Raw genomic sequence first — 20,130 nt, 5'->3', positions numbered from 1 at the left:
CGAAAATAGGAGAGAGAAGATGCCCAAGAAAGAGTTGAAAGAGGGCGACAAGGCCCCCGATTTCAGCCTCCCCGACCAGGAAGGCAACAAGGTCAAGCTCAGCGACTTCGCCGGCAAGAAGAACGTCGTCCTCTATTTCTACCCCAAGGACCTGACGCCGGGCTGCACCGCCGAGGCCTGCGCCTTCAGCGAGGCCAACGCCAAGTTCGCCAAGAAGGATGCCGTCATCCTCGGCGTCAGCTTCGACGAGGGCAAGACCCACCAGAAGTTCATTGGCAAGTACGGCCTGAAGATCGACCTGCTTTCGGACCTCGACAAGAAGGTCGCCGAAAAATACGGCGTCTACCAGGAAAAGAGCCTCTACGGCCGAAAATTCATGGGCATCGTTCGCAGCACCTTCGTCATCGATAAAAAGGGGAAGATCCAGAAGATCTTCCCCAAGGTGAAGGTCGAAGGCCACTGGAAAGAAGTGCTCGACGCGATCTGATGCGGAGCCCGGCCTACAGGGGGCTTTTGGTCGGAGCTTGCGTCCTGCTTTGCCTCTTCTTCCTGCTTCGCCTGGGCTGGCTCCTATTCCTCGGCGAGGGAATCCCCTCCGACGACAGCCTGCTCAACGCGCTCCTGATCGGAAGGATGCTCGACGGCGGCTACCCCTGGGGGCGCCTGTTTCGCGACGCCTACACCAACGGCCATCTCAACCTTTTCCCGATCCTGCTGCAATATCTCTGGGCTTGGCTGACCGGTTGGAATTTCCGCTTGGCCCTTTTCGTCGGCGTCGGCTTGGGGCTGGCCAAAATTTTCCTCCTTCATTCGGCTTTGGCTCGGCCCCGGGAGGCTTGGATTTCCTGGCTGCTCTGGACCTTCCTCTTTGGGCTCACTTTCGCCGTCACCATGATGGACGTCTTCCAGCTCGATTCGAGCGCTTTCCAGCTGGGGCTCAACCAGCTTGGCTTGGTCATCGGCATCCTTGCCTTGGTTCGGTTTCCGGACGGCGCCAAGGGAGCGCTCGGTGCCTCGCTCGGCGGGTGGCTCGCGACTTGGTCCTGGGGCAGCGGGGCGGCGACCTGGCCGGCCTTCCTTTTGGGGATGGCCCTGCTCCGATTCCGCAAGCCCGCCCACTATTTAATGGTGGCAGCGGCCGCAGTCCTAAGTCTCTTGCCTTATGGGATCCTGCTGCTGGTCGTGCCCAAATCGGGCCAGGAGCCGAAGCTGCTGACTTTTTTCAATTTCAACCTGGTCCTGCAATCCCTCGGCTTGCCCTTCGCCCAAAGCTACGACCCGCAAATGGCCTGGTGGAGCGGTTTGGCGGGGCTATTGCTGGGAGCGGCCGGCCTGGCGGCATGCCTTCGCCACCGGATCGATTCGCGCAGGCTGGCCGCTCCGCTCATGCTGCTCCTCTATGTCTTGCTGCATCTCTACCAGGTCAGCTTGTTTCGCAGCCGCCTCATGCCTTGGTACGCTTATCAAGCCGGGCTTTACTGGATCGGCTTGCTGGGCTTGGCCTATCAGCTCCTCTTGGAAAAGAAGAGCCGGTGGTGGCCGTGCCTGGTGACCTCCACCGTCGTCCTGCTTTACCTCGGCTCCAATTGGACCTGGGAAGACAAAGTGGCTTCGCTCCGTCATCAGGGTCCGGCCTCGGCCTCCTGCCTGTGGCACTACCCTTCGGCGCCCGAGGCGACCTGCGAAAACCTGCTCTTTCGTTGGCGGCCTTATGAGAATTTCCGGGAGATGGCGGTGGCCTTGGCCCGGCATCGCTTGGCCCTTTTCGGCGACCGCCGGAGCTGGAGCCTGCAAGGCGACATGATCACCGGCGGGGTCGTCGCCCAAATTCCCGCCGGTTCGAGATTGCGGTGGATCCATGGCGGTCGAGACTTGGATTACTCCGACTTTCGCCGGCTCGATCTGGAGATTCCGCCCGGCGGAAAAGTCGAATGGACGGTCGATTTGCCGAGCGAGCTTCGCCGGGCCGAGCTGAGCTACGAACGCTGGACTTCGGGCGGCGCTTGGGAGAAGTTTCGAAGCGACCTCAGCGCCGAGGCCGGCAAGACGGCCAAAATCGAGCTGGGTCCCGGACTCTATCGCTATCCTTCGATTCTGCTGGAGAGATGAATGGACGAGGAAGTTTCCGATAAATTCCCCCGCGGCCGCATCTCCCGCTACTTTCCGAAATCGCGCTACGGGTTCATCAAGGACCGCAACGGTCGCGACGTCTACTTCAACTTGGACGAGGTTCGTTTCGTCGGCGGCAAGGATCAACGCCACCTCCAGGAGGGGGCCGAGATCGGCTACGACCTGGGTTGGACCAGCCGCGGCGAGCACGTCGTCAAGATGAAGATCTATTGAGCTTCAATTGACCTGGCCGGCGACCGGCTGCGAAGCTTGCGAGTAGGCTTGTCGGCTATTTTTTGAGAGGGTCGCCGCCGGCCATCGAGCAGAACCACTCGTAGTCGATCAATTCCTTGATCGTGGGGTTGTCGCCGCAGACCGGGCAATGGGGGTCGCGGCGGACCTTCATCTCCCGGACCTTCATCTTGAGCGTGTCCATGATGAGGAGGCGGCCGACCAGCGGCTCGCCCTTGCCGAGCAGGAGCTTCAGGACCTCGATGCCCTGGATGCAGCCGATGATGCCGGGGAGGACGCCGAAGACGCCGGCTTCCTGGCAGGAGGGCGCCATCTCGGGCGGCGGCGGCTCCGGATAGAGGCAGCGGTAGCAGGGGCCCTGATAGGGCTGGATCACGTTGACCTGGCCCTCGAAGCGGAAAATGCTGCCGTCGACCAGCGGCTTCTTGAGGAAGACGCAGGCGTCGTTGATCAGATAGCGGGTCGGGAAATTGTCGCAGCCGTTGACGATGACGTCGTAGTCCTTGATCAGCTCCATGACGTTCTCGCGGCTCAGCCGCTCGCGGTAGGTGACGACGTTGATATCGGGGTTCAATCCCTTCAAGGTTTCCTTGGCCGATTCGACCTTGGGCTCGCCGATTCGCTCCTCGTTGTGCAGGATCTGGCGCTGGAGGTTGGAGCGGTCGACCACGTCGTTGTCGACGATGCCGATCGTGCCGACGCCGGCCGCCGCCAGGTAGTAGGCGGTGGGCGAGCCGAGGCCGCCGGCGCCTACCAGGAAGACCTTCGACTCCAGCAGCTTGATCTGACCCTCTTCGCCGACTTCGGGCATCAGGATGTGGCGGGAGTAGCGCTCGAGCTTTTGGGAATCGAGGAAGATCTTTTTGGTGGTGGCCCGGCCCTCGCCCGACCACTTGGTGTAGCCCCCGATCAGCGAGTGAACTTGATTGTAGCCCAGGGCCTTGAGGCTGAGGGCGGCCAGGGCCGAGCGGTTGCCGCCGGCGCAGTAAGCGACGATCTCTCGGTTGCGGTCGGGCACCGCGTCCTCGATCTTGAGCTCCAGCATCCCGCGGGGGATGAGCTTGGCCTGGGGGATGATGCCGCGCTCCTGCTCGTCTTTCTCCCGGACGTCGATCAGGACCAGGTCGGGGTTCTTCTTCTGCAGCTCGACCAGTTGGTCGGGGGTGACTTCGCTGATCTGCTGTTTGACCTGCTTGAGCAGATCCTGAACGCTGGGCATTTTCGTATCTCCTGACCAAAAAATTGGAAATTCCTTAGCTAAGTCCCACTCTACTCCCTGTCAAGCCTCATGAACAGGGGGCTGGTTCAGGCCATTTCCGGCTGGATAATTGCTCCTAAAAGGGTTATGCGCTTCGTAGGCGCCCGTAGCTCAGCTGGATAGAGCAACGGCCTTTAAGCCAGTGCGCAAGTACTAAGTTATGGAGCCTTTATGGGGAAACCGAACTCATAAAGTGCACTGCACCGTATCGGGGAAGCCTTACCAGGTAAAGCTGATGGTAATCCCGAGGAAACCTTGGGTTGCCCTTATTGCTTGGTCTTTCAAAATAATATGCACCATACCAAGGAAAAGGGTGATCTGGGTGTTCTGAAGGCTCAGGTTGATCTCCATAAGCAGGGATTTCAAATCCTCTACCCTGCTTCGGAACATGCACCATTTGATCTTGTCGTTTACAAGGACGGCAGTTTTAGAAGGGTGCAAGTTAAATATAAAAGAACCGATCGAAATGGGGCCTTACAGGTTCAATTTCGATCATGTTGGGCCGATAAAAATGGGACCCACATGAGACGGGTCGAAAAAGGGGAAATAGACATCTATTGCGTTTATTGCCCGGACACGGACGAATGTTATTATTTCGACCCAAATGTATTTAACGCATCAGTCAACTTGAGGGTAAGGACACCCAAGAATAATCAGAAAAAAAGGTCAAATGGCCACTGATTTTCGAAGGGTTCCGTAGAGACTAGACGTGCAGCACCTGTGAAGGTGAAGAGATAGTCCAGACTGCAAACCTCGTTCTGGAATTGAAAACGGCGAGGGTAGCGAAAGCTATAGCGGTAAGCTAAGCCGTAGGTCGCAGGTTCGAATCCTGCCGGGCGCGCAACCCTTGCATCGGCAAGAATCGAAGGCTCCGGGCTCCAAGCCCGGGGCCTTTTTATGCCAAGAGCTTCCGGGCCGCCTCGACGCTTTCCTCGCTGCCGGCCAAGGCCAGGGTGTCGCCGGCTTGAAGCACTTCCTGGGCCTCCGGAATGACCAGGCCTTTGCCGCCCCGATAAAGCGCCAACACCGTCGCCCCGGTGAGAGCCCGCAAATTCAACTGGGACAATGATTTGCCGTCGCCGAAGCTGCCATCCTCGATTCGCACCGACACCGGCGAGCCCAGCCCCGGCAACAGGTGCTGAACCTCGGAGAGGACGTTGCCGGCCTGGGGGGCTGAACTTTTGCGGGTCTGGGCGGCCAAGGCCTCGACGACGACTTGAGCTCCGGCCCGGACGTGGCCCTGGAGGTTGGAGGCGCTGCGCCAAAAAAGCACCGCCATGCCGAGGATGAGGAGAACCACGCCGAGCCCGCCGAAGCGGGGCAGGAAAGGCTGAGTCAGCGCGAGCAGCGGAAATCCGACCAGCAAAACCATCGCCAGCTGCAAGGTGATGATCAGCATCTTGCGCGGGGCCAGGGCCAAATCGGGGCGGTTTTTGTCGGTCGAAGGCAAAGCGGCTTCGGCCAGGACCGTGCCGAGATGCTTCGAGATCCGCAGGATTCCCAAGGCAAAGGGAAAACCGATGGCGAAAGTCAGCGCGAAATAGAGGATGCCGGCCAATTGAGTGTTGAGGCCCAAATTGCTGGCGGCAAAGACCAAGGCTCGAGGGTAATTGATCGAGGCGGCGATGATCAGGCCGGCCAGCGCGGCGAAATCCACCAGCAGCAGGGTCAGCGCTCGCCGAATGGCGGCGCCGGTCGATTTATTGGCCGGAGATTTGCGGAGCTGGTCCAGCCAAGAGCCGTAAAGCGAGGCGAAAGTCTGGATCGGGCGAGGCAGCCTGTTCTCGACGAAGTTGGCCGCCTTGTCCGAGCTCTTGATCAACCAAGGCGTCGTGAGAGTCGTGATCGCGGAAACCGCCACCGCCACCGGGTAGAGAAACTCATCGATTGCGTTCAAGGCGAGCCCCAGCCCGGCGATGATGAAGGAGAACTCGCCGATCTGAGCCAGGCTCATGCCGGCCCGGACCGAGGTCCGAACGCCTTCGCCGGTCAGGAGAGTGCCGAGAGATACGCTGAAAACTTTGCCGGCGATGACCACGGCCGTGATCACCAGGACCGCTTGCCAATGCTTCACCAGCATCTCGGGCACGATCATCATGCCGACCGAGACGAAGAAGATCGCGGCGAACATGTCGCGGACCGGCTCGACCAGGTGCTCGATCTTGGCGGTTTCGCCCGATTCGGCGACCAAGGCGCCGGCCAGGAAGGCGCCCAAAGCCACCGAGTAGCCGAACTCCAAGGCCAAGAGCGCCACCGCAAAGCAAATGCCGATGCTGGCCACCAGGGTGGTTTCGGCGCTGCCCAGCTTGGTGATGACGCGGATTGCCCGGGGCACCACCAGCAAGCCTACGATCAGCAAGACCAGCAGGAAGACGGCCAAACGCCCGACGGTGACGGCCAAGGCCGGCGCCGAAAGCCCGGCCCCGCTCGAGATCGCCGTCAGGACGGCCATCAATAATATGGCGATCAAGTCCTCGACGATCAGGATACCGACCACCAGCTCCCGCAGGTGGCCGGTGATCTTCTGCTCGTTGAAAGCCTTGGCGATGATGGTGGTGCTGGAGATCGCGATGATGGCGCCGGTGTAGAGGCTTTCCTGAAGAGTCCAGCCGAAGGCCTTGCCGATCAGGAAGCCGAGCCAAAACATGATGCTGCACTGGACCACCGCGGTCACGCCGGCGGTGGGGCCGACCTTGATCAGCTTGGCAATGCTGAATTCGAGGCCGAGCGAGAACATCAGGAGAATGACGCCGAGCTCGGAAAGGGTTTGGACCACCCCGGCGTTGGCGACCAAGGGAACCGGGACGTGGGGCCCGACGATGAGGCCGGCCAGGATATAGCCTAGGACCACCGGCTGGCGCAGCTTCTGGAAGAGGACGGTGGTCACCGCCGCCACGCAGAGCACGACGGCTAAGGCTTTGAGGAATTCGTGGGCGTCGAGCATGGGCTTTTAATTAGCAGGAAACGGAGTTCAGAGAAATCTGAACATTTGACAGCTTTCAAGGTTCCCGGCTAGGGCCTGATCCAGGTTCGGGCACTCCCACACTCCATAAGGAGGTACACATGTTTTGGGGATTCAAGCGAGGCTTGGCTTTATTAACCTTGGCCGGCTTGCTCATCGGCACTTCCTTGGCCGACGCCGCTCAAGTCGCGCTTTTCATGAACGGAACTTACGTCGACATCGACGACCAGGGCGAGCTCTGCGAAGCCGAGGCCAATAACCTCCAGATCACCATCGAATCCTTCGGTGGCCACAGCATCGTTTCCTTCACCGGCATCACCGATGCCGATTTCACCGCGGCCTTGGCCGGAAGCCAGGTCTTGGTCATTCCCGAGCTGGAGGGAAGCGGCTCCCTCGACGCCGACCTCAGCGCGGAGGCGATCGCGGTGATCTCCGACTTCGTGGACCAGGGCGGCAGCATCCTGGTTTTCGAGACCGACGCCCTTGATTTGCTCAACACTCTATTTGGATTTTCGCTGGCCGAGGGAGACTCCGATACGGCGAGCAAAACTGCCGAGGCCGCCGGCACCATCTTCGCCGACGGCCCGGCGACCATTCCGGCGAACAATGGCACCGGCGGGATCTTGGTCAGCTCTTTTCCCACCGGGGCCATCAACGTTTACAATTATAACGACGGCGCCGACGACAACTCCTTGCTGGCCATTCTGCCCTTCGGATCCGGCGAAGCCATTTTCTTCGGCTGGGATTGGTACGGCTCGATCCCTCCGGGCGGGCCGGGCGATGACTGCGAAGGCGGCCTCGACGGCGGCTGGGTTTCGCTCTTGTCGACGGTTCTCGAGACCAGCACCCCTCCCACTCCCAGCCCGACTCCTAGCCCGACGGCCGAGCCGGATGCCGACGGCGACGGCGTGCCGGACGCCGATGACAATTGCCCAATCGACGCCAATGCCGATCAGGGCGACAACGACCAAGACGGAGTGGGCGACGAATGCGATCCGACTCCGGCCGGCTTTGAGCTCGGCGGCGGCGGTTGCTCGCTCCAAACCCATTTCTAAGGAGGTCCTATGATACGTGATATTAAGCGGTGGGCGGCATCCTTTGCCTTGGTCGGTTCCCTGATGGCCCTGACTTCGGTGGTCGATGCCACTCAAGTTGCGCTTTTCGACAACGACTCCTACGTCGACACCGATGAGGCTGCCGACGATTGCGGCGCCGAAGCCAACAATTTGTTGGTTTCGATCAACTCCTTCGGCGGTCATACCGTGACCCCTTTCACGGGAATCACCGACGCCGATTTCACCGCCGCCCTCGCCGGGCAGCAAGTCCTCATCATCCCTGAGTTGGAAACGGGAGACCTGGAGCCGGATCTCAGCACCGAGGCAATCGCGGTCATTCACGACTTTGTGGAGCAGGGCGGCCGGCTGCTGGTTTTCGGCGAGGCCGTGACCCCGCTGGAGAACTTGCTCAACACGATCTTCGGCTTCTCCCTCGACATCGAGGGAAGCCCCGATACCTCCAATAAGACTGCCGAGGCCGCCGGGACGATCTTCGCCGATGGGCCGGCGACGATTCCCTACAACGACGGAACCGCTTATATCCTGGATTCGACCCTGCCGGCCGAAGCGATCAGCATCTACAACTACAACGATGGGATCGACGATTTCTCGGTGGTGACGATCTTCCCCTTCGGCTCCGGCGACATCATCTTCTTCGGTTGGGATTGGTACGGTTCGACCCCTCCGGGTGGGCCCGGCGATGACTGCGAAGGCGGCCAGGACGGCGGTTGGCAGGGCTTGCTCTCCACCGCACTGCAAACGGCGGCCGTACCGACTCCGAGCCCGACGCCGACTCCCGAGCCCGATGGCGACGGCGACGGAGTGCCCGATGCCGATGACAACTGCCCGATCGACGCCAACGCCGACCAGGACGACAGCGACCAGGACGGCATCGGCGACGAATGCGATTCGACCCCGGCCGGCTTCGAGCTCGGCGGTGGCGGTTGCTCGCTCCAGGTCCGACGGTAGTTTGAATGGATTCCGAGAAGCCCCGGCCTCGGCGGCCGGGGCTTTTTTTTCGCAAAAAAACCGCTTTGCTTTTCGGCGGTGGTTTTCTATGCCCCTTCTCGAGGGTTCGGACATGATCAAGGAGTGTTCCATGTCCAAAGGCCTTCGCCCCTGGACCCTATGGTTGGGTTCTTTTTTGTTCTTCCTCTTATTTCTTCCCCTTCAAGCCTCGGCCCAGAGCCCCGGCGAGCTGACCATCGACAAGACCGTCGAGTTTCCGGTGATCACCGTCGGCATTGATTTCGACTACACCATCGTGGTCAGCAATACCGGCGACGGCGATTTGGCCAACGTGGTGGTTAGCGACACCCTGCCGCCCGAGGTCAGCCAGACCGGCCCGGCGACCACCACCCTGGGGAGCTGCTCCGGCACCGGAACCATCACTTGCAATTTGGGGACCCTGGCCGGCCAGGCCTCGGCGACCATCACCGTTCCGGCGGAGTTGATCTCGGTCGGCGATGGGACGGTCGAAAACACCGCCAGCGCCACGACCTCGACCAATCAAGACACCACCGACGATTCCGCCAGCGTCGAATTCACGACCGACGCCGCCGACAATCAGCTCCTCGGCATCACCAAGACCGCCGATCCCACGATCGTGACCGCGGGCGGGCAGCAGGTGACATACACCCTGACCGTCACTGCCGGGAACTTCGACGCGATCGCGCTCAGCGTTCTGGTGACCGACGACATCCCGGCCCCCTTCACCCTGGTCTCGGCCGAGGTGGTTTCGGGCGACGGAAGCTGCAGCCCGGGCGATCCGGTGGTCTGCGACTTGGACGACATGTTTCCCAACGAAGTCGTCGTGATCGAGATCGTCGTCCAAGTGCCTCCGACCGCGCCTTTTCCCACCGGCTGCACCGATTCGATCAACACCGCCGTTGTTGAGAGCCTCAACGATCCCGACCTCTCGGACAATGAGGCCAGCGCCACCGTTCAAGTCGGCAGCGATTGCAGCCCGACCCCGACGCCGACTCCCACGCCGACGGCCACGCCGGTTCCGACCGACGGGCCCGACGGCGACGATGACGGGGTGCCCGACACTTCGGACAATTGCCCCGACGTGGCCAATCCCGGCCAAGCCGATGCCGACGAGGATGGCCTCGGCGACGCCTGCGATCCGAGCAATTTCCCGGCCGGCATCCTGATCGAGGGCAGCGGCTGCTCGTTGGGCGCCGGAGCCGCCGGAGCGCCCGTCCTCTGGAGCCTTTTGGGCCTCCTGGGCTTGGGCTTGGCCCGCCGTTTCCGGGCTTGATCGATTTCTCGGAAGGAAGGGCCCCCGGAGCTTGCCTTCGGGGGCCTTTTTGCGGTTGACTTTATATTCCAAGGCCTTAAAGAGACGGTCGGCCTCAGGCCATACGGTGGGCGTAGCTCAATGGTCGAGCACTGGGTTGTGGTCCCAGGGGTTGAGGGTTCGAGTCCCTTCGCCCACCCCATTTGAAAATTGAATAGAGATTGCGCCGTTAGCTCAGCTGGATAGAGCATCAGGCTTCGAACCTGAGGGTCGGGAGTTCGAATCTCTCACGGCGCGTTTGAATTGGAAAAGTTTCCTGGGTGATTAGCTCAGTTGGTAGAGCAGCTGACTCTTAATCAGCGGGTCGCAGGTTCGACCCCTGCATCACCCACATTAAGGGCCGCATCTTTAATAAGGTGCGGCCTTTTTACATTCTTCCCCCCTTTGCAAAGGGGGGAAGGGGGGATTTAAAGAGGTGGCAGGTGTCGGAACGTGCATTGCCATTCGTGCGACCGCTTTAAATCCCCCCTTGATCCCCCCTTTTTCAAAGGGGGGGGAACCGCAAGATTTTCGAGCGACGAATTTTATTTCAGGAACAAGATCGCCAAGGCGATCAAAGCCGGTAGGGCCTGAATGACGAAGATCCGCTTGCTCACCGTGGCCGCACCGAAAACTCCGGCGATGGCGACGCAGCTCAGGAAAAATAAGCGGATGTAAAAGGCCGGCTCCACCGGACACATTCCCCAGATCAATCCGGCCGCCAAGAAACCGTTGTAAAGCCCCTGATTCGCCGCCAAGACCGCCGAGCTATCGGCCTTTTCCTGGCTCATCCGGAAAACCTTGAGCCCCAAGGGCTTCCGCCAGAGAAACATCTCCAAGACCAAAAACCACAGGTGAAGCGCCGCGATCAGGCCGAGCAGTGTGAAAAGCAGGGCGTCCATGCCCCGATTTTAGGACCCAAGAGTTTAATCCCAAAGAGATTTATCCATTTAAGTGGATTTCCGGTCCCACAGGCTTTAGGAGAGAAAAAAATGTTCGTGAGGCTGCTCAAAATCGCCGCTGCTTTGGGTCTGCTGGTGACCGCTCGGGCCGGGGCCGCTGCCGAGACCATGACCTGGGCCGATTGCGTCCGCGAGGCCGCCGCCGGCAATCCCCAGCTCCACGCCGCCCGCGAGGATATCCGCCGGTCCAAGGCCCTGATCGGAGCGGCCCGCAGCGATTTCTTCCCAACCCTCACTCCCTTCACCGGCTACAACGTTTCCAACAGCTCGAGCTTCCGAAGCTCGCCCAACCCCGACGACCCGACGATCGACGTCGACATCGGGGCCCGACACCAGTTCGAGTACGGGGTCAACCTCAACCAGAACATCTTTTCGGGCTTCGCCACCAAGTCGGCCTATCAAGGCAGCAAGGCCGACTTGCAGGGAACCCAGGCGGCTTACGACTCGGCGCGGGCCCAGGTCAGCTTCGACCTCAAGACCGCCTTCGCCCGGCTGCTCTTCGCCCAGGAACAACTCGGGGTGGTGAAGAAGATCGTCGAGCGCCGGCGGGAGAACGTCCGATTCGTCGAGCTGCGCTTCGACGTCGGCCGCGAGAACAAGGGCTCGGTGCTCCGCAACCAGGCCTTGCTCGAGCAGGCCGAATTCGACCTCGCCCAGACCCAACGCTCGGTGAAGGTCGCCCAGCGCGAGTTGGCCAAGGTCCTGGGCCGGAACTACGAGACCGCTTATGAAGGTTTGCGGGTGAAGGGAAATTTCGACACCGAATTTCCGAAGGAGGGGCCCGACTTCAGCCGCTTGACCTACGATCATCCCGAGCACCGTCAGGGCGAAGCCGAGGTCAGCGGCGCCAAGGCCGACGTCGGGGTGGCCAAGGCCAATTATTATCCCTCGATCGACGCCGACGCCACGGTGTCCCAGGAAAAGCTCAGCTCGCGGCCCTTCGAAAGCCTGTGGTCGGTGGGAGCCAATTTGACCTATCCCTTCGCCACCGGCGGCGGCGACATTTACCAGGTGAAGGCGGCTCAGGCCGAGCGGCGGCGGGTTCAGCACAACCTCCGCAGCACCGACAACGACGTCGGCCTGCGGTTGCGCCAAGCCTACACCGATTTCAAGGACGCGGTGCAGAACATCGCGGTCCAGGAAAAATTCCTCCAGTCGGCGGCGACCCGGGCCGAGATCGGCCGCAACCAATACGCCAACGGCCTCATCTCCTACCAGGACTGGGACTTGGTCGAGAACGACCTGATCAATTCCCAGCGGACCATCCTCGAAACCCGGCGCGACGCCCTCATCGCCGAAGCCAATTGGGAATTGGCCCAGGGCAAAGGAGCGATTCCATGATGCGGAAAAAAAGCTTTTGGCTGGTCTTGATCCTGCTCCTCGGCGCCGGTTTCTTCGCCTGGCGCTGGTTCCAAAAAAAGGAAGCGGAGCCGCTCTACCGCGTCGTTGCCCTGGAGCGCGGCACGGTCGAAACCACCGTTCTGGCCACGGGCGTCGTCTACCCCGAGAACCGGCTGGAGCTCAAGCCGCCCATCGCCGGCCGCGTCGAGAGCATCCTGGTGGAAGAGGGCCAGCAGGTCCACCAAGGCCAGGTCTTGGCTTGGCTCAGCTCCTCGGAGCGAGCCGCTTTGCTCGACGCTGCCCGGGCCAAGGGACCGGAGGAGCTCCGGCGCTGGGAAGGGCTCTTCAAGCCGACCCCGCTTTTAGCCCCGCTCAACGGCCTCATCATCGTGAAGAGCGTCGTGCCGGGCCAAGTGGTGGCGGCCACCGACGTCGTCCTGGTCATGTCCGACCACCTCATCGTCAACATCCAAGTCGACGAAACCGACATCGGCCAGGTCAAGTTGGGCCAGCCGGTCGAAATCACGCTGGATGCCTATCCCGGCGTTCCCATCGAAGGCACGGTGAAGCGCGTCGCTTTCGAGTCGAAGATCGTCAACAACGTCGTCATCTATGAAGTGTGGGTGCTGCCCAAGAGCGTGCCCGACTTCATGCGCAGCGGGATGACGGCCAACGTCATATTCCGAGTGAACCGGGTCGAGGACGTCGTGGTCCTTCCGGCCGAAGCCTTGCGCAAGGAAAAGGGAATGAACACGGTCCTGTTGCCCAATCCCGCCGATCCCGATGCGCCGCTCGCCAAGACGGTTGAAGTGGGCTTGAGCGACGGAAAGCATGTCGAGCTGCGCTCGGGCTTGGGGGAAGGCGACCAAGTGCTGATTCCGGTTCTGCCCCGCCTGGGCCAGGCCGAGTCCCGCGGCGCCAGCCCCTTTTCGCCCCTCGGGGGTCGGCGGCGATGATCGAGATCCGCGAGCTCCGCAAGATCTACCAGATGGGCGAAGTCCAGGTGCAAGCCCTGCGCGGCGTCTCTCTGAAGATCGAGCCCGGGGAATTCGTCGCCATCATGGGGCCCTCCGGATCGGGCAAATCCACGTTGCTGCAGATCCTCGGCTTGTTGGACGTGCCGAGCTCCGGCTCCTTCCGGCTCTTCGGCCAGGAAGTCTCCAAGTTCAGGGAAGAGGAGCTGGCCGACCTGCGCGCCCAATCCATCGGCTTCATCTTTCAGCAGTTCAATTTGCTCGCCCGCACCACCGCCTACGAGAACGTCTCGCTGCCTTTGCTCTACTCCAGCCACCATGCCGAGCCGGAGCGCGCGAAGAGGCTGTTGGGGGAAGTGGGTCTTCTCGACCGCATCCTGCACAAGCCCAACGAGCTGTCCGGCGGCCAGCAGCAACGCGTCGCCATCGCGCGAGCCTTGATCAACGATCCGCCGATCATCCTGGCCGACGAGCCCACCGGCAACCTCGACTCGGAGAGCGAGAAGGAGATCCTCAAGATCCTGAAGGAGCTGAACGCCCAGGGGAAGACCGTGATCATCGTCACCCACGAGAAGGAAATCGGCGACCATGCCCGGCGCGTCATCCGGATGCGCGACGGGACGATCCAAAGCGACGAGCGCTTCAAGCCCGAATATTCTCCGGCCCCGGCCGCGGCGAGGAATGAGGCTCCCCAGAAGAAATCCAAAGGCTTTCTCAGCAGCCTCAATCCGTTGGAGACCGCCCAGCATTTCCGTCAGGCCTTCCGCGCCCTGCTGGCCAACAAGGTGCGCTCCGGGCTTTCGCTTTTGGGCATCTTGATCGGCGTCGCCTCGCTCATCGCCATGCTGGCGCTGGGGGAGGGCGCCAAGGCCAGCATCGAGGCGCAACTCTCCTCGCTGGGAACCAATTTGCTCTCGTTGCGGCCCGGCTCGCGGCGCAGCCAAGGGGTCGCGCTGGAAAGCGGCGCAGTGACCCGCCTGACCATGGAGGATGCCAAGGAGATCTTGGCAGGGGTGCCGGAGGTGAGCCGCGTCTCTTCCTCGGTGGACGGCCGCGTCCAAGTCACCTTCGGCGGCCAGAACTGGAACACCCGGGTGGAAGGGACCAGCCCGACCTACGCGGAGATGCGGGCGGCGCAGCCGGTGATCGGACGCTTCTTTAACGAGGAGGAGAACAAGCAGCGGGCCCGGGTGGCTTTGTTGGGCCAAACGGTGGTGCAAAATCTCTTCGGCGGAGCCAGCCCGCTGGGCGAGTACATCAAGATCAACCGGGTGAGCTTCCAGGTCATCGGCGTTCTGCCGGAAAAGGGCGCCAGCACCTGGCGCGACCAGGACGACGTCATCGTCATCCCGGTCACCACCGCCATGCACCGTCTCTTGGGGAAGGACTACGTCGATTCGATCGACATCGAGGTCCGCAGCCCCGACGCGATGGAAGGGGCCGAAAAGGCCATTCAAAACCTCGTCGTGAAGCGCCGCCGACTGCCGCCCTCCTTGCAGGAGGAGGCCTTCCAGATCCGCAATCTGGCGGAGCTGCAGTCGGCGCTCTCCGAAACCAGCCGCACCATGTCGGTCTTGCTGGCCTCGATCGCGGCCATCTCGCTCTTGGTGGGCGGCATCGGCATCATGAACATCATGCTGGTCTCCGTCACCGAGCGCACTCGCGAGATCGGCCTCCGCAAGGCGGTGGGCGCCAAGCGCAGCGACATCCTGGCGCAGTTCCTCATCGAAGCCGGCGTGGTCAGCCTCATCGGCGGCCTTTTGGGCATCACCCTGGGCTGGACGGCGACCTGGGCGATGAGCCGCTTCGCCGGTTGGACGGCGGAGGTCTCGCCGGACGCGGTGCTGCTGGCCATCGGTTTTTCGGCCGCGGTGGGGATCCTGTTCGGGCTGTGGCCGGCGCGGAAGGCCTCGCGCTTGCATCCGATCGAGGCTCTGCGCTACGAATAAAGTTTGACGCACAGGTCGGAAACAAAACTCGGACCTCGCCGATAAAACGTGCATTGCCAAAAATGAGGGCACGCCCATGACGATTGACTGGAAATTGGTCTCCAACGAAATTCAGATTTACCGCCGCTATGCCTGCCTGGACGATAAACCGGGCCTCTCGTTGCGCGAGGTGGCTGAGCTGCACAAAAAACAGCCAACTCTCTTTCACGACGCCCTCGAGTCTTACCGAAGGCTGGAGCCCTCGGCGTCGGATCCGTCGCCGGTTCGGCTTTTTCACGATCATTATTTAAGGGCCGGCGGAGTCCATCTCTTGAAAGCCGTCGGGCTGGGAGTGAGGCGGGCCTTGAATTTGCCGCCGGCGAAGGGAGCGCCCGCGGTTCACGAGCCGGACCCGAGCCTACGGCTGGATTCTCTGGGATTCTTCCAGATCTTCGCCGGAAAGCGGCCCGAGGAATCCGAGCTCGCCCGAATGAAATCCTCGCTCTTGGAATTTTTTCGGGAGCAAAAAGCTCCTCTGCTCCCGTCGGAATTGCAGCTCGGAACCCGGCAAATTCCCTTTTCCGAAGGAACCGCTTTCGCCTACACGATTAATTTCTTTCCGGCGACAAGATGCCTGTCCGCTGAGATGCCCAATAGTTGAGCATTTGCCGTCATTCGCTGAGATGATTTTTTGTCCCCGTCGAGCGCCGACCTCTCATCATTTTTAGTGATTTTTTGAATCTTGATCAGTGTCGGATTGACAGACGAGAGCGTTGTCGTTAATTTTTGTACTTACAAAAAATTTCAACAACAGGGCAGGGGCGCCATGAAAAAGCGGATCATTGGAACGGCATGCCTCGGTCGAGTTCTGCGAGCGGGGTAAGCGGATGCCTCAGGTCAACCCTCGTGTTTTCGTCATTAACCTCGATCGGGATACGGCAAGAATGGGGGAGATCGCCCAGAATCTCACCTCCATGGGCGTATCGTTCGAGCGTTGGCCCGCCACCAACGGAAAGACGCTCGTCGCATCGGCGGAACAACCTTGCGACGTCGATATCCGTGGATTTGGCCCCTGGGCGGCCGGCGAAATTGGCTGCGGCGCAAGCCATATCCGCCTTTGGCGGCATATCGTCGAGCAGGAGATTCCCTGGGCGATCGTCCTGGAGGACGACGCGCGCCTGGCTTCGCCCATTCCCACGGACATCGGGGACTGGGACCTGCCCGACGACGCCGATATCGTGCTCTTGAACGACCGCTCGCTGGCCGGATCGGTTCGACATCCCGGCCGGCGATTCTCCTACGCGGATGTGCCGGGCGGTGCGGGGACCGACGGTTACATGATCCGCCTTTCCGGGGCCCAAAGACTGCTCCGGGTAACCCGCCCCCTGTTAAACCCGCTCGACTTCCAAATGTACGCGCACTTCGCCTCGGTTCAGAGGGCCGACCAATATCCGTTTTTCTGGAGGCTGCCGCGCAATCCCCGGGCCGGGCACGTCGAGCTTGTCGCCTACCGGATCTTGCCGGCGCTGATCACGCATCCGGGCCTCGACTCGACCATCGGAAACCAACGGCATCCGCGGGCGCGATTTTTCTGCCGCATGTTGCTGGGCCTCAACTTCGATTCGGCTTATCAATACTATGGAAGCGGGTGCCAGGCTGGCCCCGCCTACCAAATCAGTGCTCGGACCCCGTCCGTTCACGAATCCGGAGGACCTAGCAAAATGAAACTCAAGCGCCCGGTTCCCTTCTTCCGCGGTGTCGATTTTTCCCATTGCCACGAGGACGATGCGCCTGCCACCGCGGCGATCCTGGCGGACCACGGCGTCGACACGGTTCGCCTGAGCGTCTGGGTGGGTGACGGAAAGGCCATGAGTCTGGCACGGACCCTGCGGCGGGCGAAAGCCGCCGCCGACCGTGGATTGCGGGTCTACATCGCGCTCCACTACTCCGACACTTGGGCCGACCCCGGTTGTCAAAAGAAGCCTCGCGCCTGGCGACGCCACGGCATCGGCCAGCTCATCGACGAGGTCCATTCCTACACAAGGGACGTCGTCGAGACCTTCTATCGACATGAAATACCTCTATCGATCGTTCAACTGGGCAACGAGATCACCAACGGACTGCTCTGGGCGGAGGACGGCGGGGACGAGCGCAGCGGCGGGCGCCTTCATCCCCCCAAAAGCGAGGCCCAGAGTTGGCAAATCGACGACCAGTGGATCATCATTGCCGAGCTGCTGAAGGCCGCCGAAGCCGGGGTTGCGGCCGGGCTGCCGTTCGGCGAGGAGGTTCGCACCATGCTCCACCTCGACCGCGGCGCGGACATCGACGGGGCCTTGTGGTGGTTGGACCGATCGACTTCCTTCGGCATCACCTCCGACCTGATCGGCCTGTCCTTTCACAGGATATGGCACGACGAAGCGACGATCGCCAATTTGGCGCGCATTCGGGAGCTGCATGCGAAATATCCGCGGCGACCGGTGATACTGAGCGAGACGGCTTACCCCTACCGGACATTCACCGACGACAAAGTCAAGAATCTGACCGGATGGGAGTTCCCGCTCACGCCCGCCGGTCAGCGTCGTTATCTTGAGTCGGTGCTGAGCACGGTCCGCCAGGCGCCGAATGGGGCGGGGGTATTCTGGTGGGGAGCCTGCTTCACGGATTCTCGGGTTGAGCCGTGCATCGATAAATATCGCGCCCAAGTGCTGTTCGATGGCGATGGTCGGCCATTGCCGGCATTGAGCGCATTTTCCCACGCCCGGAAGCTCCGGGCGACCGCCGATCCGGCGCGCGTTCAACGCGGCTCCCTCAGGAAAGAGCACAAGGGGCTTATGAGTGACAGCGACGGCAGTAGAGAGTAGCGCCAATCGTATAGGCGGCGATAAGGACGGCATCGGCAAGACCGATCCCGCGGTGGGGTCCGTCCTGCCGGAGCTGCGCAACACTTTGTGGGAGGACGGAGTCCACGCCCGGGCCAGCGCCGGAGTGTTCGCGGTGCTGGGCGAGTTGCCGCGACTCCTCCGCCAGGCGCTGGCCATCAGTTGGCGGACCGACCGGGTTCGCACGACCATCGTTGCCGTGACGATCGTCGCCACGGGGGTGTTGACCACCTTCGGACTGCTGGCGACGCAGCAGATCCTGATCCAGTTGTTCGAGGCCGGTCCCACCCCCTCCCGGGTCGTGGCCGCGCTTCCCGCTTTGGCGTACTTGGCGGTCCTCATCGTGCTGCGGGGCTCGCTGGGAGTCGCCGTGGCCTACACCGAAAACGGATTGACCCTGCGAGTGGGCCGAGAGGTGAAGCGCCGCCTGTTCGAGGTGACTACCGCGGTGAAGCTGGACTCCTTTGACCAGGAGGCCTTCGCCGACGACATGGAGCGGGCCTCGCGCGGCACCGAAGCGGCGGTCGAGCTCGTGCGGGCCACGCTGTGGTTGGTCGCGGGAGTCGTGGGCCTGGTTGCGGTCGTGGCGGCGGTGGTGGTCATCAACCCGTGGCTGCTGGTCGCGTTGGTCATGGCGACCCTGCCCAACGCTTGGGCCGCGCTCGCCATCGGCAACCTGCGCTATCGCACCTATCTGGCGGGCTCGGTACGGCGGCGGCGGTTGTGGATCTTGCACAACCTGATGGCGGAGCGGTGGAGCGCCGCCGAGCTGCGCGGGTACGGTCTGCGCGGCTTCCTGCTCAACCAGTACGACCGGATCATGGGGGCCGAGACCGAAGCGCATCTGCGGCTCGGTCGGCACACCACGACGATGTCGACGGTCGGCGCGGCGATCGCAGGGGTGGGTAGCTTCGGGGTCTATGCCCTGCTCGGCGTGTTGCTCTACAAAGGAGTCATTCCCCTGTCGGAAGCGGCGACCTGCGTGATCGCGTTGCAGGCGGCGCAACGATCGCTCTACAACGTCATGCACATCGTGGACGGCCTCTATACCGAAGGGCGGTATTTCGCCGATTACACCGGCTTTTTGGACCGAGCCCGCGATTACCTGCCCCCCAGTCCCGGAACGGCGGCCGCCGGCTCGCTGCGGTCGCTCGGGCTGCAAGACGTGAGCTTCACCTACCCCGGCCGGGACTCTCCGGCCATCAAGAACCTCTCGCTCCGGATCGACTTCGGCCAAACCGTCGCGTTCGTCGGGGAGAACGGCTCCGGCAAGTCCACCGTCGCCGCGATGATCGCCGGATTGCGCCAACCGGGCGAGGGAGTGATCGCCTGGAACGGCCGAACGCTGTCGGACTACGAGCCGGCGTCGTTGCGGGCCCGCATCACCATGGCGGCCCAGGACCACTGCCGGTGGCCGTTCACCGCCGCCACCAACATCGCCCTCGGCAACCTCTCGGGCGACGGGCGGAGGGGCTTCACCGAGCCGCCGCGGGAGTGCATCGAGGCCGCGGCCATGCAGGCGGTGGCCCACGACATGATCCGGGAGCTGCCGCATGGCTACGAGACCATGCTCGACCGCCGATTCGCCAACGGCCAGGACCTCTCCGGCGGACAGTGGCAGCGCATTGCCGCGGCCCGGGGCTTCCTCCGCGACGCCGATCTGCTCATCATGGATGAACCGTCGTCGGCCCTCGACGCTCATGCCGAACACGCGCTGTTCCAGACGATTCGGGACCGGCGCGGCGTGAAGACGACCGTCCTGATCACCCATCGCCTGGCCAATGTCCGCCACGCCGACGTCATCTACGTGCTCGACCGAGGGCAACTGGTCGAGTCGGGCAGTCACGAAGAGCTCATCGCGTCCGGCGGCCGCTACGCCGAGATGTTCGCGATCCAGGCCGCCGGCTACCACGAGCCGGAGTAAGCGCCGGCATCCGGTCAAGGCCTCGCGCTACGAGTGAGGCTCGGCCTCGGCTGCCCAAACTTTGTCCCGGTAATGGCCGGCGAGGATGCGCAGGATCCGCTTCTTCCGGGCGGCGTCGACGGTGACCGGCGGCCGCTTCAGCAGAATCTGCAATCGCCGTTGCAGGATCCGGCGGACTAAATCGAGGTTGGAGAGGTTGACCAAA

15 protein-coding genes, 3 tRNA genes and 1 pseudogene are annotated in these 20,130 nt (G+C 62.1%); 16 read left to right on the top strand and 3 right to left on the bottom strand.

The genetic code is table 11. From position 1 onward, the window contains the following. Positions 1–19 precede the first annotated feature (19 nt). The 3 genes from bcp to VJR29_02130 are packed head-to-tail and all read left to right on the top strand — an operon-like array spanning position 20 to position 2,343. A complete protein-coding gene (gene bcp / locus VJR29_02140; GenBank protein HKY62191.1) occupies positions 20–487 on the top strand; it encodes a thioredoxin-dependent thiol peroxidase in 468 nt (155 codons plus the stop codon). Positions 488–513: 26 nt separating this feature from the next. Beyond that, a complete protein-coding gene (locus tag VJR29_02135; protein HKY62190.1) occupies positions 514–2,109 on the top strand; it encodes a hypothetical protein in 1,596 nt (531 codons plus the stop codon). After that, on the top strand, positions 2,110–2,343 hold the full coding sequence (locus VJR29_02130; GenBank protein HKY62189.1) for a hypothetical protein: 234 nt from the start codon (positions 2,110–2,112) through the stop codon (positions 2,341–2,343). 55 nt (positions 2,344–2,398) lie between these two features. On the opposite strand, the gene moeB is transcribed toward VJR29_02130, so the two are convergent. Next, on the bottom strand, positions 2,399–3,580 hold the full coding sequence (gene moeB / locus VJR29_02125) for a molybdopterin-synthase adenylyltransferase MoeB (GenBank protein HKY62188.1): 1,182 nt from the start codon (positions 3,578–3,580) through the stop codon (positions 2,399–2,401). Between the two features lie 330 nt (positions 3,581–3,910). Between moeB and VJR29_02120 the strand changes: the two are divergent. Then, positions 3,911–4,319 (top strand): annotated as a pseudogene (locus tag VJR29_02120) (group I intron-associated PD-(D/E)XK endonuclease). Between the two features lie 195 nt (positions 4,320–4,514). Here VJR29_02120 and VJR29_02115 read toward each other — a convergent pair. Then, the gene (locus VJR29_02115; protein HKY62187.1) at positions 4,515–6,563 is read right to left on the bottom strand and encodes a cation:proton antiporter; all 2,049 of its coding nucleotides are present in this window, start codon (positions 6,561–6,563) and stop codon (positions 4,515–4,517) included. A gap of 119 nt (positions 6,564–6,682) precedes the next feature. On the opposite strand from VJR29_02115, the gene VJR29_02110 reads away from it, so the two are divergent. From VJR29_02110 to VJR29_02085, 6 genes are all read left to right on the top strand, one after another. Beyond that, the gene (locus VJR29_02110; protein ID HKY62186.1) at positions 6,683–7,636 is read left to right on the top strand and encodes a hypothetical protein; all 954 of its coding nucleotides are present in this window, start codon (positions 6,683–6,685) and stop codon (positions 7,634–7,636) included. A 9-nt stretch (positions 7,637–7,645) separates the two neighbouring features. Next, positions 7,646–8,605, top strand: a complete 960-nt coding sequence (locus VJR29_02105) for a hypothetical protein (protein ID HKY62185.1) — start codon at positions 7,646–7,648, stop codon at positions 8,603–8,605. Positions 8,606–8,735: 130 nt separating this feature from the next. Continuing rightward, positions 8,736–9,899, top strand: a complete 1,164-nt coding sequence (locus VJR29_02100; protein ID HKY62184.1) for a DUF11 domain-containing protein — start codon at positions 8,736–8,738, stop codon at positions 9,897–9,899. A gap of 106 nt (positions 9,900–10,005) precedes the next feature. After that, positions 10,006–10,080 (top strand) — tRNA-His (locus VJR29_02095). 21 nt (positions 10,081–10,101) lie between these two features. Next, a tRNA-Arg gene (locus VJR29_02090) sits at positions 10,102–10,175 on the top strand. A gap of 21 nt (positions 10,176–10,196) precedes the next feature. Next, a tRNA-Lys gene (locus VJR29_02085) sits at positions 10,197–10,269 on the top strand. A gap of 193 nt (positions 10,270–10,462) precedes the next feature. On the opposite strand, the gene VJR29_02080 is transcribed toward VJR29_02085, so the two are convergent. After that, positions 10,463–10,819: a DUF1304 domain-containing protein gene (locus tag VJR29_02080; GenBank protein HKY62183.1), complete on the bottom strand. Its 357-nt coding sequence runs from the start codon at positions 10,817–10,819 to the stop codon at positions 10,463–10,465. A gap of 96 nt (positions 10,820–10,915) precedes the next feature. Here VJR29_02080 and VJR29_02075 point away from each other — a divergent pair, with 96 nt between their 5' ends. From VJR29_02075 to VJR29_02050, 6 genes are all read left to right on the top strand, one after another. Beyond that, entirely contained in the window at positions 10,916–12,220 is a 1,305-nt protein-coding gene (locus tag VJR29_02075) for a TolC family protein (protein HKY62182.1), read from the top strand. After that, a complete protein-coding gene (locus VJR29_02070; GenBank protein HKY62181.1) occupies positions 12,217–13,176 on the top strand; it encodes an HlyD family efflux transporter periplasmic adaptor subunit in 960 nt (319 codons plus the stop codon). Before VJR29_02075 ends, VJR29_02070 begins: the two co-directional genes overlap by 4 nt. Continuing rightward, positions 13,173–15,143: an ABC transporter permease gene (locus VJR29_02065; protein HKY62180.1), complete on the top strand. Its 1,971-nt coding sequence runs from the start codon at positions 13,173–13,175 to the stop codon at positions 15,141–15,143. The genes VJR29_02070 and VJR29_02065 overlap by 4 nt, the downstream gene beginning before the upstream one ends. Positions 15,144–15,219: 76 nt before the next feature. Beyond that, the gene (locus VJR29_02060) at positions 15,220–15,783 is read left to right on the top strand and encodes a hypothetical protein (GenBank protein HKY62179.1); all 564 of its coding nucleotides are present in this window, start codon (positions 15,220–15,222) and stop codon (positions 15,781–15,783) included. Between the two features lie 181 nt (positions 15,784–15,964). Continuing rightward, positions 15,965–17,983, top strand: a complete 2,019-nt coding sequence (locus tag VJR29_02055) for a glycosyl hydrolase 53 family protein (GenBank protein ID HKY62178.1) — start codon at positions 15,965–15,967, stop codon at positions 17,981–17,983. A gap of 52 nt (positions 17,984–18,035) precedes the next feature. Continuing rightward, the gene (locus VJR29_02050; GenBank protein ID HKY62177.1) at positions 18,036–19,925 is read left to right on the top strand and encodes an ABC transporter ATP-binding protein; all 1,890 of its coding nucleotides are present in this window, start codon (positions 18,036–18,038) and stop codon (positions 19,923–19,925) included. Positions 19,926–20,130: the final 205 nt, after the last annotated feature.

It is taken from the genome of bacterium (genome assembly GCA_035281585.1).
Taxonomy (GTDB): Bacteria; UBA10199; UBA10199; order DSSB01; family DSSB01; genus DATEDP01.
This window is presented reverse-complemented; position numbering and strand designations above follow the sequence as displayed.